The sequence below is a fragment of the Methylobacterium sp. CM6246 genome, from assembly GCF_054818005.1.
Window position 1 is genome coordinate 3,845,001 of the sequence record NZ_JBTXKY010000001.1, and the last position, 12,681, is coordinate 3,857,681.

Consider the following 12,681-nt stretch of genomic DNA (forward strand, 5'->3'; position numbering starts at 1 on the left):
GCCAACCTCGCCCGGCATGCCGGGATCGATCCCGAGACCGCGCTGCGCGACGGAACCGCCAAGTTCGAGCGCCGCTTCGCCGCCATGGCGGAGCACCTGACGTCTGCGGGCGGGGCGCTCGGCCGTTCGGATCTCGCCGCCATGGAGGCCGCCTGGCAGGCGGTGAAGCGGGACGAGAAGCGGTAGCGGGCGCGGCTTTCCCCCGCATGGCGCCCCCGGTCCGAGGGCTCGACAGGCGGCGGTCGGCGCTTATCCTTGGCCCATGCGCATCCTCCTTTCCGCCTTCGCCGCCCTCGCCGTCATGGTGTCCCTGCCCCGGGACGCGCGCGCCGAAACCATCGTCCAGGAGCGGTTCGGCTGCCACGCCCCGGAGGTCACCGATCGCTTGTTCAAGCTGGTCATGGCCGGCGAAGAGGTGGCGTTCGGGCAGCTCCTGAAGAGCAGCCTGGCCAGCGGCGAGTGCCGGTCGTGGAAGCTCGGCGAAGCGGTCCGGCTCGAGAACCGGACGGTGACCTACGGATGTCTCGCCCCGACGAGCGGGCAGGATCGCTGCTACTGGACGCCGCTCAGCGCGATCGAGACCGCGAAGTGACTTTTTTGGGGGGCTCGGACCTGTGCCGGGGCACCTGACGGATACGGTCGGCCCGATTCCAGCCTGATCCGCGCACCCGACAACGGCCGGGGCTGGGCCCCTCGGAAACGCGTATCCCTGGGCCGGCGGAGGAGCGGACTCCCCTCCTCCGCCGCAGCCGCGCTCAGGCCGCCTTCTTCGGAGCCTTGCCTTTTGGAGCCTCGCCTTTCGGAACCTCGGCGTCGTCGTCCGCCGGGGTGCCCTCGGCATTGATCGTCTCGGCGATCTTGGAGAGCAGCACGTCGGTCTTCTTCTCCTCCTGCAGGGTCTCGTCGAGCAGTTTGGCGGCCTCCTCGTGGCCGAGCTGGCGAGCCCAGGTCTTGAGGGTGCCGTAGCGGGCGATCTCGTAATGCTCCACCGCCTGGGCGCAGGCGGCGAGCACCGCGTCGGCCGCCGGGCTGTCGGCGAAATCCTCCAGATCCTCCTCCATCTCGGAGGTGATGCCCTGCATCGCCTCGCAGGTCTTGGCGCGGGCGGGCTTGCCGATGATCTCGAACACCTGGGTCAGGCGCTCGACCTGCTGGGCGCTCTCCTCGGCATGGGTCTCGAAGGCCTGGCGCAGCTCCGGGTGCTCGGCCGCCTTGGCGGACTTCTTAAGCGCCTTCACGGATTGCTTCTCGGCGTAATAGACGTCCTTCAGGGTCTCGTAGAAGGCGTCGTGCAGCGTCTTCGGCTTGGCCATGGCTGTCCGTCTCCAGTGCGGGCCGCCGTCTCGGGGACGCGGCTTCCGGACGGGGAACGCCGGTCCGCCCCGTCGTTTCCGGGCGATATCTTCGTTCTGTGGAGGAACTTTTTGGCCGTGCCCTGGCACGCCCGGACCGGCGTCGCCGGGCCGGCGCGTCACGGCCGCGCCCACGCCGCCACTGACGTTCGCCAAGGCGCTTGAAGAAGACGAAGGCTTCGCGCTACACTCTGTGGCCCGGATCTTCAGTCTTTGTGATCGAGATCCGAGTATTGATATCCCAATCGACATTATGAATGTGACTGAAATCGATCGTCCGAGGGGGAATTCTGTAGCATAAGTATTGAATTTTGGGGGAAAATGATCGATATAAAGCTATATATGCTCCAGTCCGGCTCGCTGAAGTGCAAGGTTCACAACATCAAGATGAACCAGGGCGACGATGCGGATTTTGAGATTCCGGTGCAGTTCTTTCTGATCATGCATCCGGCCGGACATACCATCATCGATGGCGGCGACGCGGTGGAGGTCGCGGAAAATCCCCACGCCTATTGGGGCAGCATCGCCGACGTCTACTATCCCGTGCTCCGAAAGGAGGAGGGTTGCGTCGACCAGCTGCGCCGCCTCGGGATCAATCCGGAAGACGTTCGCTACGTCCTTCAATCCCACCTGCACCTCGATCATACGGGCGCGATCGGCCGCTTCCCGAACGCCACGCACATCGTCCAGCGGTCGGAATACGAATATGCGTTCACGCCGGACTGGTTCGCCCGAGGTGGCTATACCCGCGCTGATTTCGACCGGCCCAATCTCAAGTGGCACTTCCTGAACGGGTCAGCCGACGATTATCATGACATCTACGGCGACGGCACGCTGACGACGGTGTTTACCCCGGGGCACGCCCCTGGACATCAATCGGTTCTGGTGCGGTTGCCGGCTTCGAGACCGGTTCTGCTCACGATCGACGCGGCCTACACGCTCGATCACTGGAACCAGAAAGCGCTGCCGGCCTTCCTAGCCTCGGCCGTCGACTGCGTCCGCTCGGTCCAGAAACTGCACGGCATCGCCAACAAGACGGGGGCCGAGATCGTGACCGGTCACGATCCGGATGCGTGGCCGATGTTCAAGAAGGCCCCCGCCTTCTACGCTTAGCGCAGCGTGCCGAAAGGCGGCCGCCGTCTTTCGGCACGATGCGGATCGATGCGCACCCTGCCGGTTCCGAGACCCGGCAAGGTGCGCGACACGATCGTCCTGGGGGGCAATCTTTGCCCTTCGGAGCGCGGGGCTGCGCCCGGCCGCATCCGGCCGTTCAATCGGCCTTCCGGACCGGACCGGGCTTCCGGGGGGCCTCGGTCGCCGGGCGGCGGGACGTGGCTGGGCCAGCTGACTTGGGTTGCGGGCGGTCCCTGACGTCCTGGCGATTCTTGGTCTCCTGGCGGTCCTTGGGACGCAGGCGGTCGAGGACGGCCTCGATGGCGCGCTCGACCGCGGCCTGCTCCGGCAGCGTGTCGGCGAGCGGTGTCGTTCGGCCGGCCTCGCGGCGCTTGGTCATGCAGTTCGCCCGTATCGGGGCCGTGCGACGCGATGTTCCAGCGCGTGCGGCGACCGCACCGCAGTCTATCCGCAGTGATCCCGGGATCAAAGCCTGCCGTGAGCCTGCGATCCGGGGATCCTGTGATCACGGTTTCTCAGGGATTGCTCGCCGTCCTGTCCTGGGGGCGCGACGAATGCCGGGCCGCCCGGGGATCGACCGGCCGGCGCCTCAGCGCCGGCGCGCGCCGAATGGCCAGTCGATCAGACCGCCGGCCCAGAGCGCCGCCCAGACGAAGACCGGCTGAAACGCCAGCCGGGGTCCGTGGTACCACCAGGAATCCGGGATGCCCTCGACGTGGACGGCCGCGAAGGCGTGCTTCAGGTTGGCCGGGTAGACGCAGACCGCGTAGACGGCGAGCCCGATCGCGGCCGCCCGGCGCAGCGACCGGGTCTGAAGCCCGATCGCCCCGGCGATCTCGCACAGGCCGGTGGCCAGGATCACCAACCGCGGCGCCGGCACCCAGTCCGGCATCAGCGGCAGCATCGCGTCGGCGGCCAAGAGGTGGACGATCCCGATCCCGGCATAGACTAGGGCCAGCCCGTAGCGCAGCCGGCGCCGCCAGGCCTCAGGCCTCGGCTCGCTCATCCTACCCGGTCTTCCGCGACGCCGCAGGCGCGGGCGATTGCGGTTCGGAGCGCCGCCGTCAGCCGGGCCACGGCCGGGTGTTCCGCGCTGGCGAAGCCGGTCGCGCCGATCGCGGTCACGGGGGCGAGCAGCCGCAGGGAGTTCGTGACGAACACGGCCTCGGCGCGGAGGAACGCGGGCAGGCTCAGCGAGCCCTCCTCCGGGCGCAATCCGCACGCCCCTGCCAGCCCCAGCACCTCCGCACGGACGATCCCGGGGAGCACGCCGTCGGCCAGCGGCGGCGTGATCAGCGTGTCGCCGAACAGGGCGAACAGATTGCCGGTGCCCGCACAGGCGACGCGGCCGCCTGTGTTGCAGAACAGCGCTTCGTCGAAGCCCGAAGCGGCGGCCTCGCGTGCGGCCAGCACGGCGTCCAGATAGCCCAGGGTCTTGAGCCGGGCGGCCGGGGTGGTGTCGTTGCGTGCGATCCCCGTCGGCCACAACCGCAGGCGCGCGAAGGCCGCGCCCTTCGCGCTCGGCGCCGCGGTGGCGAACAGGGTCGGATGCGGATCCTCCGGCGGCTTCAGCCCGCGTGGGCCGGAGCCGCGGGTGAGGGTGGTGCGGATCGCCAGCCGGTCGTCGTCCCCCCTACCTTTGTCATTCCCCTGCCCGGCGAGCGCCCGCATGGCGGCGCGGATCCGGTCCGCCTCGGCGGGGATCCCGAGGGTCTCCGCCCCGGCGACGAGCCGGGCGATATGGGCCTCCTCGAAGGCCACCCGGCCGCCCAGGGCGAGCGCCGTGTCGAACAGGCCGTCGCCGAGCGTCAGGCCGCGGTCGGTGTGGTCCAGGGACGCCTGCGTCCCCGGGACGATCGTCCCGTCACGCCACAGCATCGTCGCCCCTGCCCCGGTGGCCCCGCTCGTCGCGCCAGGCGCGGGCGAGTCCCAGAAAATTGGCGAACAGGGCGTGGCCGCCCTCGGTCAGCACCGATTCCGGGTGGAACTGGATGCCGTAGGTCGGGTGGGTCCGGTGCGAGAGCGCCATCACCTCGCCCTCCTGCGAGACCGCGTCGACCGAGAGGTGCTTGTCCATGTCCGGGCCCGGGGTGACCACCAGCGAGTGGTAGCGCCCGACCGGCATCGGCGCGGGCAGTCCGGAGAACAGCCGCTCGCCCCGGTGCGCGATCGGGGTCGCCTGCCCGTGCAGGGGGCGCTGCGCGCGCTCCACCGTGCCGCCGAACGCGGCGCCGATCGCCTGGTGGCCGAGGCAGACCCCGAGGATCGGCACCGCGCCGGACAGGTCGCGGATCGCCGGCAGCGAGATGCCGGCCTCCGCGGGGGTGCAGGGGCCCGGCGACACCACAAGGGCATCCGGGGCGAGCGCCCGGATGCCGGCGACGTCGACCGCATCGCTGCGCACCACCCGGACCTCTTCGCCCAGCTCCTCCAGGTAGCGGACGACATTGAAGACGAAGGAATCGTAGTTGTCGAGGACGAGGATCATGCGAAGGCCTCGAACACCCGGGCGGCCTTGGCGAGCGTCTCGTCGTATTCCGGGCCCGGCTCCGACAGCAGGGTCACGCCGCCGCCGGCCTGCAGGACCGCCCGGGTCTCGTCCATGAACACGGTGCGGATCGCGATCGCGGTGTCGAGCGCGCCGTCGAAGCCGATCCGCCCGATGGCGCCGCAATAGAGCTCCCGGGCGTCGCCCTCGATCTCGGTGATGATGTCCATGGCGCGGATCTTCGGGGCGCCGGTGATCGAGCCCCCGGGGAAGGTGCCCTCCAGCAGGTCGAGGGCGTCGAGCCCATCGCGCAAGGTCCCAGTCACCACCGAGACCAGGTGGTGGACGTTGGCGTAGGTCTCCAGCCCGCACAGGGTGGGTACGGCGACGCTGCCTGGCGCGCAGACCCGGGACAGGTCGTTGCGCAGCAGGTCGACGATCATGACGTTCTCGGCCCGCTCCTTGACCGAGGCCAGGAGCGCCTTGGCGGCGGCCCGGTCGGCCTCCGGGTCGTCGAGCCGGCGGGCGGTGCCCTTGATCGGCCGGGTCTCGACGTGCCGGCCGTCGAGCCGGATGAAGCGCTCCGGGGAGGACGACGCGACGGTCAGCCCGGCCAGTTCCAGATAGGCCCCGAAGGTCGCCGGATTGGTGGCGCGCAGGCGCCGGTAGAGCGCGAACCGGTCGAAGCCCGTCGGCAGGTCGGCACTGAAGCGCTGGGCGATGTTGGCCTGGTAGATATCGCCCGCCCGGATATAGGCGCGGACCTTTTCGACAGCCTCTTCATAGGTTTGCCGGTCGAAGTTCGAGTGCCACGCGAGGTTTTTTGCGGGTTGGGGCGGTGCCTCCTCGGGCTCGGTCGCGGTGCCGAGCCGGTCGGTGAAGGCGGCGAGCCGCGCCTCGGCGCGGGCCTGCCGGGCGGCCGGCTCGGTCTCGGGAAATCCCGTGGCGACGAGCCGGCACGTCCCGGCGGCGTGGTCGATCACCAGCACCGTGTCGTAGAGGTTGACCGCGATGTCGTCGGTGAGCCCCGCCCGCCGGGCCGGGGCTGCGACCCGCTCCAGCTGCGCGCCGAGATCATACGCGAGATAGCCGATCGCCCCGCCCGGGAACGGGGTGTCCGGATCGGGCTCGACCCGGTAGGGGGCGAGGCAGGCCCGCAGCGCAGCGAACGGGCCGCCCGACACCGGGCGCCCGTCCAGCGTCGCGCGCCCATCCCGGAACCGGAACCGCGCGAACGGGTCGGCGGCCACGATCGAGTGCCGCCCCAGCGCGTCGTGCCGCATGGCGCTGTCGAGGAAGGCGAGATCCGGCAGGGGCCGCAGCCGGGCGGCCGCCGCGACGGGATCGACGAAGGGGATCTCTCGGGTCCAGATCTCTTGGGTCCACATGACCGGGTTCGGGCTGATGTCCTGAGGGCACGCGCCCCGCACGCTGCCGTTGCACAGGCGATGCCGCGGGGAAAGCGGCAGTTCCGCGCAAGGCCCCACCCGTCGCGGGCGGTCGGGGTCCGTCCCGGGTTCGGGAGACGGCGGGCCGCACCTGATGTGGGATCTCAGGAGCCGCCGGCAAAGCCCTGCGAACAGCCAAGTTTCGGCGATGTGCCGTACCTCCTGCGCCGAGCCTCCCGCGCGGGGCCGGGTACCCCTGCGGCGGCCGGTCTCGCGCGAGCGCGTCAGAACCGCTATAGGGGCGCGATCCCGAATGCCTGTCCTCGCGCGCCGTGCGACCCGATCCACCGGCCGCACGCGAGGGTGGCGTCCGACCCGTCTTCCGAATGCGACCATGACCGCAACCGCCACGCCCGCCCCCCGGGACGCCGTCCCCGGGGCCGCCCCGAAAATCTCGTTCGTCTCGCTCGGCTGCCCCAAGGCGCTCGTCGATTCCGAGCGGATCCTCACGCACCTGCGCGCCGAGGGCTACGAGCTGGCCCGCCGCCACGACGGGGCGGACGTGGTGATCGTCAACACCTGCGGGTTCCTGGATTCGGCCAAGGCGGAATCGCTTTCGGCGATCGGCGAGGCCATGGCCGAGAACGGCCGGGTGATCGTCACCGGCTGCATGGGCGCGCAGCCGGAAGAGATCCGCGCGAAATACCCGGACCTGCTCGCCGTGACCGGGCCGCAGGCCTACGAATCCGTGGTGGCGGCGGTCCACGAGGCGGTGCCTCCGGCCCACGACCCGTTCCTCGATCTCGTCCCGCCGCAGGGGATCAAGCTCACCCCGCGCCACTACGCCTACCTGAAGATCTCGGAAGGCTGCAGCAACCGCTGCAGCTTCTGCATCATCCCGAGCTTGCGCGGGAATCTCGTCAGCCGCCCGGCCGGCGACGTGTTGCGGGAGGCCGAGAAGCTGGTCAAGGCCGGCGTGAAGGAGCTGCTGGTCGTCTCGCAGGATACCAGCGCCTACGGGGTCGACATCCGCTACGCCGAGAGCCCGTGGCGCGACCGGAGCGTGCGGGCGAAGTTCTACGACCTGACCAAGGAGCTCGGCGAGCTCGGGGCCTGGGTGCGGCTGCACTACGTCTACCCCTACCCGCACGTGGACGAGGTCATCCCGCTGATGGCCGAGGGCAAGGTGCTTCCCTACCTCGACATGCCGCTCCAGCACGCCAGCCCCTCCGTGCTCAAGCGGATGCGCCGGCCCGGCAACCAGGAGCGCCAGCTCGACCGGATCCGCAGCTGGCGGCAGACCTGCCCGGACCTCGCGATCCGCTCGACCTTCATCGTCGGCTTCCCGGGTGAGACCGAGGCCGAGTTCGAGGAGCTGCTGGCCTGGCTGCAGGAGGCCAGGCTCGAGCGCGTCGGCTGCTTCGAGTACGAGCCCGTGGCCGGCGCCACCGCCAACGCCCTGGGCGACCTCGTGCCGCCGGAGCTGAAGGCCGAGCGCAAGCGCCGGTTCATGGAGACGCAGAACGCGATCTCGCTGCGGCTCCAGCGGGCCAAGGTCGGCAAGCGGCTGGCCATGATCGTCGATTCCGTCGAGGGCGGGATCGCCAAGGGCCGGTCGAAGGCCGACGCCCCCGAGATCGACGGCAACGTCCACGCCGCGTTCCGGCGCCCGGTGCGCTCCGGCGACATCGTCACCGTGAAGATCGACCGGGCCGACGCCTACGACCTCTACGGCACCGTGACCTGATGGTCCCGGATTGCGCGCAATCCCCTGTGCGCCGTCGGATCGGAGCGGTTGACCCGGGCGTCCGGTCTGGCATGTCTGGAACATAGCAGGAACTTCAGTCCGGACCCCGAGGCTGCGATGGATCCGGAGGTCGCGCTCCGCAAGATCATCCATATCGACATGGACGCGTTCTACGCCTCCGTGGAGCAGCGCGACGATCCCGTCTTGCGCGGGCTGCCGCTCGCCGTGGGCGGCTCCCGGGAGCGCGGCGTGGTGATGGCGGCGAGCTACGAGGCGCGGCGGTTCGGCGTGCGCTCGGCCATGCCGTCGGCCACCGCCCGGCGGCTCTGCCCGGACCTGCTGTTCGTCAAGCCGCGCTTCGAGGTCTACCGGGCGGTCTCAGAGGAGATCCGGGCGGTGTTCGCCCGGCACACGCCGGTGATCGAGCCGGTCGCCCTGGACGAGGCCTATCTCGACGTCACCGAGAACCTGCTGGGCCTTCCGACCGCGACCGCGGTCGCCAAGGCGATCCGGGCCGAGATCCTGGAGCGCACCGGCCTCGTCGCCTCGGCCGGGGTCTCGTACAACAAGTTCCTGGCCAAGGTCGCCTCCGACTTCAGGAAGCCTGACGCCCTGTTCGTCATTACCCCGTCCATGGGGCCGGATTTCGTCGCCGCCCTGCCGATCGGCCGGTTCCACGGCGTCGGCCCGGTCACCGAAGCGAAGATGAAGCGGCTCGGCATCGAGACCGGGGCCGACCTGCGCGCCTGGGATCCGGACCGCCTGCGCGAGACCTTCGGGTCGGCCGGGGCCTATTATCACGCGGTCGCCCGCGGGCTCGACATGCGGCCGGTCCGCGCCCACCGGGTGCGCAAGTCGATCGGGGCGGAGACCACCTTCTCGGAGGATACGGCCGCCTTCACGATCCTGGCCGAGCGGCTCGCGCCCCTGTTCGACAAGGTCTGGGGCGGGGCCGAGGCCAAGGGGATGCGGGCCCGGACCGTGACCCTGAAGCTGAAGTTCTCGGATTTCGCCCAGGTCACCCGGGCGAGGTCCCTCCCCGCCCCGGTGGTCGACCGGGCCGCCCTGGAGCGGATCGGGCTGGAACTGCTCTCCGGCCTGTTTCCCCTCCGGCGCAGCGCGCGGCTGATCGGGATCGCGCTCTCGAGCTTCGAGCAGGGGGAGAAGGAAGAGCCGCTGCAGCTCGGGCTCGGGCTCTGATCCGCCTCGGCCGGCGTTGCCCGCCACCTCACGAACCAAAAGGTCCCGTCCCAATGTCGAAATCGATCTCCCTGGCCCTGGCGACCGCCCTGCTGCTCGGCGTCCCGGTGGGTGCCGCCCGCGCCGACAGCACCGCGTCCTTCAGGGCCGCCAACGCGATCCTGCTGCGGGGCTACAGCGCGAGCCCGCCGCAGCTCTACGTGTCCTCGGGCGGCCCGGGCGCCGGCTTCCTCACCGATGGGACCGCCGTGCCGCAGCGCCCGAAGGCGCCGACCCGCGCCCGCTGACGCCCATGGCCCGGGCCATGGGCGTCAGCGGGCTTCTCGGATCAGGCTTCTCGGATCAGGCGTCTGGAATTAGGCGTTCTTGCGCGGGCGGTGGTTCGGGTCGATGCCGCCGTCGGGTTTGGTCTCGTTCTCGACGTCGCCCTCGAAGGTGGAATCCGCCTCCAGATCTTCAGGGTCGGCGCCGGTCATGCCCTTCGAGGTGCCGATCCCGGGATTGCCCTTGAGGTCGGCGTCCGTGGGCGTATCGGTCTTCGGGTGCTTGCCTGACATGCTGGCTCCTGTTGGCTGGTGCCAGTCCAACGCGTCGAGACGGGGGCGGTCGCGCGGTCGCCGTGCGGCGGTTCGCCTCTCGATCCCCCGCCGATCCCCCACGCGCCGACAGCCAGCCGCCGGGATGGCGCGCTACGCGATCTCGGCCGACCCGATCCGGCGCACGCCGGCCGCCTCCATCCGGGCCCAGGCCCGAGCGAGCGAGCCGTCCACGTCGATCCCGCGCACGGCATCCTCCACCACCTGGACCTCGAAGCCCGCGTCGCGGGCATCCAGCGCGCTCCAGAGCACGCAGAAATCGGTCGCGAGGCCACACAGGACGACGCGGGTGATGCCGCGTTCCGCCAGCGCGCCGGCGAGCCCAGTGCGGGTGATGCGGTCGGCCTCCAGGAACGCCGAATAGCTGTCGACCCGGGGGTCCAGGCCCTTGCGGACCACCAGGCTCGCCCGGTCGGTGGCCAGCCCCGGCGCGAAGCCCGCGCCCAGGCTGCCCTGGACGCAGTGCCGAGGCCACAGCACCTGCGGGCCGTAGGGCAGCGCCACGGTCTCGAACGGGGCCCGCCCGGGATGGGTGTCGGCGAAGGAGACGTGGTCGGCCGGATGCCAGTCCTGCATCAGCACCACGTGGCGGAAGCGGTGCTGGAGCGCGTTGATCGGCGCGACCACCGCGTCGCCGTCCCGGACGGGGAGGGCCCCGCCCGGCAGGAAGTCGACCTGCACGTCGATGACGAGGAGCAGGTCGGCGGCGCCGGGTGTCACGGCAGCATCACGATCGAGCCGGTGGTCTCGCGTCCGGCGAGGTCCCGGTGCACGGTCTGCGCCTCGGCGAGCGGGTAGGTCGCGTTGACGGCGATCTTCACGGCGCCGTCGCCGACCACCTTGAACAGGCGGGCGGCCGCCTCCTCCAGGGTGGTGCGGTTCGACGAGAACGTCGCCAGGGTCGGCCGCGTCACGTAGAGCGAGCCGCGCGGGGCGAGCAGGCCGAGGTCGAGGCCGGTGATCGGCCCGGAGGCCGAGCCGAAGCTCGCCAGCAGGCCCATCGGCGCGAGGCTGTCGAGCGAGCCCATCAGGGTCGCCTGCCCGACGCCGTCATAGACCACCGGCACGCCCTTGCCGCCGGTGATCTCGCGCACCCGCTTGGCGACATCCTCCTCGCGGTACAGGATGACGTGGTCACAGCCGTTCTGCTTGGCCAGTTCGGCCTTCTCGGGGCTGCCGGCGGTGCCGATCACGGTGGCGCCGAGGTGCTTGGCCCATTGGCAGGCGATCAGGCCGACGCCGCCGGCGGCCGCGTGCCACAGGATCGTGTCGCCGGGCTTCACCGCGTAGGTCCGGTGCAGCAGGTACTCGGCGGTCAGGCCCTTCAGCATCATGGCGGCGGCGGTCTTCTCGTCGACGCCGTCGGGGATCGGAACAGCCGCCGCGGCCGGGATCACCGCCTCCTCGGCGTAGCAGCCGTCCGGCACCGAGCCGTAGGCCACCCGGTCACCGGTCTTGATGTTGGAGACCCCCTCGCCCACCGCCGTGACGGTGCCGGCGCCCTCCTTGCCGGGGGTGTAGGGCAGGTGCGGCGACTTGTAGGCGCCGGTGCGGAAGTAGATGTCGATGAAGTTGACGCCGATGGCGGCTTGGCGGACCCGGATCTGCCCGGGGCCCGGCTCGGCCAGGGGCACATCCTCGAACTTCATCACCTCGGGGCCGCCGTACTCGTAGACCCGGATCGCCTTCGGCATCATCGTACTCCGCTCAAGTCCCGTTGCGCCGGGACGTCGCGGACTCGAGATAACGGAGGCCCCGCCGGAGGCAATTGCTTTTTGCCGTTCGCCCTGCGGTTGCGGCCCGATCTGAAACCCGAAACCCGGAATCCCAATCCTGGATCCGGCCCCCCGCGCAGCCTATCTTGATGCTGACCACCCTCTGACCGGAAGTCCCGAACAATGTCCGGCACCACCCGCACCAGCGCCGACCTCGACCCGCGCCGCCGCCGCCTGCTGTTCCAGTCCTGGCACCGGGGCATCCGCGAGATGGACCTAATCATGGGCCGCTTCGCCGACGCGGAGATCGGCACCCTGTCGGAGTCGGAACTCACCGAATTCGAGGCGCTGATCGAGGTGCCGGACCGCGACCTGTTCAAGTGGCTCACCGGCGAGGCCGAGACGCCGTCGAACTACGACACCGCGGTCTGGCGCCGCGTGCGGGCGTTCCACCGGCACGACGCACCGATCCATTCCTGACCCGAGAGCGCGCGATGGACGAGCCCAAGCCCCCCTACGATCACCCCGCCCGGTCGATCGCGACCGAACTCGTGGTGCGCATCATGTTGGAGATGATGGAGCGCGACGACCCGGCGCTGCGCGCGGAGATCCTGCGGCAGGCGACCAGCCGGGCCGCCGCGATGACCCAGACCATGCCCAACGCCGACTTCTTCCGCGGCCGGGTCGAGGCGGCGCTCGCGGAGCTCGTGGGGCCCGACGCGTAGGGGTGGGGCTCAGCGCCCCGTCCCGGCCGCGCGCAGGGGTGGCGGCCGATCCGGGCTTCCACCTCCGAGCAGGCCATGGCGCGACGCGTGATGTGCCAAGCTCCTGCACGGATAGCGTTTCCGGGTTCCGGGCTCGCCTGCGGCGCCCCGGAATGACGGCGCTTCGAACCGGTATCGCCCGCTTCCAGGAGGCCCCGTCGCGGCCGGGGTGATCCGGGTCGGCCCTACGCACATGCGCGATCTCTATCGTCCGGCGGGGCCGCGCGCTGGGCGCGGTCGCTCACGGCAACCACCGGCCGTGATGCGCCATCGGGCCGGCGCTGAACCGGCGTTCCA

The 12,681-nt window shown here is 70.6% G+C and carries 17 protein-coding genes (1 of these 17 cut by a window edge); 8 read left to right on the forward strand and 9 right to left on the reverse strand.

Annotated elements, in window-relative coordinates:
• Both mazG and ACYQPG_RS18700 read left to right on the forward strand, forming a co-directional pair.
• A protein-coding gene (mazG, locus tag ACYQPG_RS18695) for a nucleoside triphosphate pyrophosphohydrolase (protein ID WP_461231454.1) crosses the window boundary here: on the forward strand, positions 1-186 show its 3' portion. Its footprint begins 684 nt before the window's first position; only the last 186 of its 870 coding nucleotides appear in the window; the start codon falls outside the window, past its left edge; the stop codon is at positions 184-186.
• 76 nt (positions 187-262) lie between these two features.
• Complete coding sequence (locus ACYQPG_RS18700) at positions 263-592, forward strand: hypothetical protein (RefSeq protein ID WP_147941937.1); 330 nt, start codon at positions 263-265, stop codon at positions 590-592.
• A 163-nt stretch (positions 593-755) separates the two neighbouring features.
• On the opposite strand, the gene ACYQPG_RS18705 is transcribed toward ACYQPG_RS18700, so the two are convergent.
• Entirely contained in the window at positions 756-1,313 is a 558-nt protein-coding gene (locus ACYQPG_RS18705; RefSeq protein ID WP_461231455.1) for a YciE/YciF ferroxidase family protein, read from the reverse strand.
• Between the two features lie 360 nt (positions 1,314-1,673).
• Between ACYQPG_RS18705 and attM the strand changes: the two genes are divergently transcribed.
• On the forward strand, positions 1,674-2,465 hold the full coding sequence (gene attM / locus ACYQPG_RS18710) for an AttM family quorum-quenching N-acyl homoserine lactonase (protein WP_461231456.1): 792 nt from the start codon (positions 1,674-1,676) through the stop codon (positions 2,463-2,465).
• A gap of 157 nt (positions 2,466-2,622) precedes the next feature.
• Here the strand turns inward: attM and ACYQPG_RS18715 are convergent, their stop codons facing one another.
• The 5 genes from ACYQPG_RS18715 to pabB all read right to left on the reverse strand — a co-directional run bounded on the left by ACYQPG_RS18715 (position 2,623) and on the right by pabB (position 6,362).
• Positions 2,623-2,865 (reverse strand): hypothetical protein, encoded by a 243-nt coding sequence (locus ACYQPG_RS18715; RefSeq protein ID WP_147941383.1) that lies wholly within the window; start codon positions 2,863-2,865, stop codon positions 2,623-2,625.
• Positions 2,866-3,075: 210 nt separating this feature from the next.
• Positions 3,076-3,492: a DoxX family protein gene (locus ACYQPG_RS18720; RefSeq protein ID WP_147941384.1), complete on the reverse strand. Its 417-nt coding sequence runs from the start codon at positions 3,490-3,492 to the stop codon at positions 3,076-3,078.
• On the reverse strand, positions 3,489-4,364 hold the full coding sequence (locus tag ACYQPG_RS18725) for an aminotransferase class IV (protein WP_147941385.1): 876 nt from the start codon (positions 4,362-4,364) through the stop codon (positions 3,489-3,491). The genes ACYQPG_RS18720 and ACYQPG_RS18725 overlap by 4 nt, the downstream gene beginning before the upstream one ends.
• The gene (locus ACYQPG_RS18730; protein WP_147941386.1) at positions 4,351-4,974 is read right to left on the reverse strand and encodes an anthranilate synthase component II; all 624 of its coding nucleotides are present in this window, start codon (positions 4,972-4,974) and stop codon (positions 4,351-4,353) included. Before ACYQPG_RS18730 ends, ACYQPG_RS18725 begins: the two co-directional genes overlap by 14 nt.
• Positions 4,971-6,362, reverse strand: a complete 1,392-nt coding sequence (gene pabB / locus ACYQPG_RS18735) for an aminodeoxychorismate synthase component I (protein WP_246692944.1) — start codon at positions 6,360-6,362, stop codon at positions 4,971-4,973. The genes ACYQPG_RS18730 and pabB overlap by 4 nt, the downstream gene beginning before the upstream one ends.
• Before the next feature lie 394 nt (positions 6,363-6,756).
• Here pabB and rimO point away from each other — a divergent pair, with 394 nt between their 5' ends.
• From rimO to ACYQPG_RS18750, 3 genes are all read left to right on the forward strand, one after another.
• The gene (gene rimO, locus ACYQPG_RS18740) at positions 6,757-8,109 is read left to right on the forward strand and encodes a 30S ribosomal protein S12 methylthiotransferase RimO (RefSeq protein ID WP_147941387.1); all 1,353 of its coding nucleotides are present in this window, start codon (positions 6,757-6,759) and stop codon (positions 8,107-8,109) included.
• Between the two features lie 117 nt (positions 8,110-8,226).
• Complete coding sequence (gene dinB, locus ACYQPG_RS18745; RefSeq protein WP_147941388.1) at positions 8,227-9,309, forward strand: DNA polymerase IV; 1,083 nt, start codon at positions 8,227-8,229, stop codon at positions 9,307-9,309.
• Positions 9,310-9,362: 53 nt separating this feature from the next.
• Positions 9,363-9,596, forward strand: coding sequence for a hypothetical protein (locus tag ACYQPG_RS18750; protein ID WP_147941389.1), 234 nt, complete (start codon positions 9,363-9,365; stop codon positions 9,594-9,596).
• Between the two features lie 69 nt (positions 9,597-9,665).
• On the opposite strand, the gene ACYQPG_RS18755 is transcribed toward ACYQPG_RS18750, so the two are convergent.
• From ACYQPG_RS18755 to ACYQPG_RS18765, 3 genes are all read right to left on the reverse strand, one after another.
• Positions 9,666-9,866, reverse strand: a complete 201-nt coding sequence (locus ACYQPG_RS18755; RefSeq protein ID WP_147909579.1) for a hypothetical protein — start codon at positions 9,864-9,866, stop codon at positions 9,666-9,668.
• Positions 9,867-9,998: 132 nt separating this feature from the next.
• The gene (pncA, locus tag ACYQPG_RS18760) at positions 9,999-10,625 is read right to left on the reverse strand and encodes a bifunctional nicotinamidase/pyrazinamidase (RefSeq protein ID WP_147941390.1); all 627 of its coding nucleotides are present in this window, start codon (positions 10,623-10,625) and stop codon (positions 9,999-10,001) included.
• The gene (locus ACYQPG_RS18765) at positions 10,622-11,599 is read right to left on the reverse strand and encodes a quinone oxidoreductase family protein (RefSeq protein ID WP_147941391.1); all 978 of its coding nucleotides are present in this window, start codon (positions 11,597-11,599) and stop codon (positions 10,622-10,624) included. Before ACYQPG_RS18765 ends, pncA begins: the two co-directional genes overlap by 4 nt.
• A 204-nt stretch (positions 11,600-11,803) precedes the next feature.
• On the opposite strand from ACYQPG_RS18765, the gene ACYQPG_RS18770 reads away from it, so the two are divergent.
• Positions 11,804-12,100 (forward strand): FAD assembly factor SdhE, encoded by a 297-nt coding sequence (locus ACYQPG_RS18770; protein WP_147857071.1) that lies wholly within the window; start codon positions 11,804-11,806, stop codon positions 12,098-12,100.
• Between the two features lie 14 nt (positions 12,101-12,114).
• A complete protein-coding gene (locus ACYQPG_RS18775; protein WP_147941392.1) occupies positions 12,115-12,345 on the forward strand; it encodes a hypothetical protein in 231 nt (76 codons plus the stop codon).
• The last annotated feature ends 336 nt before the right edge of the window (positions 12,346-12,681 follow it).

Excerpts from the sequence above, each read along its gene's own strand:
- ACYQPG_RS18700 (WP_147941937.1), top strand. The coding sequence starts at position 263 with ATGCGCATCCTCCTTTCCGCCTTCGCCGCCCTCGCCGTCATGGTGTCC.
- ACYQPG_RS18705 (WP_461231455.1), bottom strand. The coding sequence starts at position 1,313 with ATGGCCAAGCCGAAGACGCTGCACGACGCCTTCTACGAGACCCTGAAG.
- attM (WP_461231456.1), top strand. The coding sequence starts at position 1,674 with ATGATCGATATAAAGCTATATATGCTCCAGTCCGGCTCGCTGAAGTGC.
- ACYQPG_RS18715 (WP_147941383.1), bottom strand. The coding sequence starts at position 2,865 with ATGACCAAGCGCCGCGAGGCCGGCCGAACGACACCGCTCGCCGACACG.
- ACYQPG_RS18720 (WP_147941384.1), bottom strand. The coding sequence starts at position 3,492 with ATGAGCGAGCCGAGGCCTGAGGCCTGGCGGCGCCGGCTGCGCTACGGG.
- ACYQPG_RS18725 (WP_147941385.1), bottom strand. The coding sequence starts at position 4,364 with ATGCTGTGGCGTGACGGGACGATCGTCCCGGGGACGCAGGCGTCCCTG.
- ACYQPG_RS18730 (WP_147941386.1), bottom strand. The coding sequence starts at position 4,974 with ATGATCCTCGTCCTCGACAACTACGATTCCTTCGTCTTCAATGTCGTC.
- pabB (WP_246692944.1), bottom strand. The coding sequence starts at position 6,362 with ATGTGGACCCAAGAGATCTGGACCCGAGAGATCCCCTTCGTCGATCCC.
- rimO (WP_147941387.1), top strand. The coding sequence starts at position 6,757 with ATGACCGCAACCGCCACGCCCGCCCCCCGGGACGCCGTCCCCGGGGCC.
- dinB (WP_147941388.1), top strand. The coding sequence starts at position 8,227 with ATGGATCCGGAGGTCGCGCTCCGCAAGATCATCCATATCGACATGGAC.
- ACYQPG_RS18750 (WP_147941389.1), top strand. The coding sequence starts at position 9,363 with ATGTCGAAATCGATCTCCCTGGCCCTGGCGACCGCCCTGCTGCTCGGC.
- ACYQPG_RS18755 (WP_147909579.1), bottom strand. The coding sequence starts at position 9,866 with ATGTCAGGCAAGCACCCGAAGACCGATACGCCCACGGACGCCGACCTC.
- ACYQPG_RS18765 (WP_147941391.1), bottom strand. The coding sequence starts at position 11,599 with ATGCCGAAGGCGATCCGGGTCTACGAGTACGGCGGCCCCGAGGTGATG.
- ACYQPG_RS18770 (WP_147857071.1), top strand. The coding sequence starts at position 11,804 with ATGTCCGGCACCACCCGCACCAGCGCCGACCTCGACCCGCGCCGCCGC.
- ACYQPG_RS18775 (WP_147941392.1), top strand. The coding sequence starts at position 12,115 with ATGGACGAGCCCAAGCCCCCCTACGATCACCCCGCCCGGTCGATCGCG.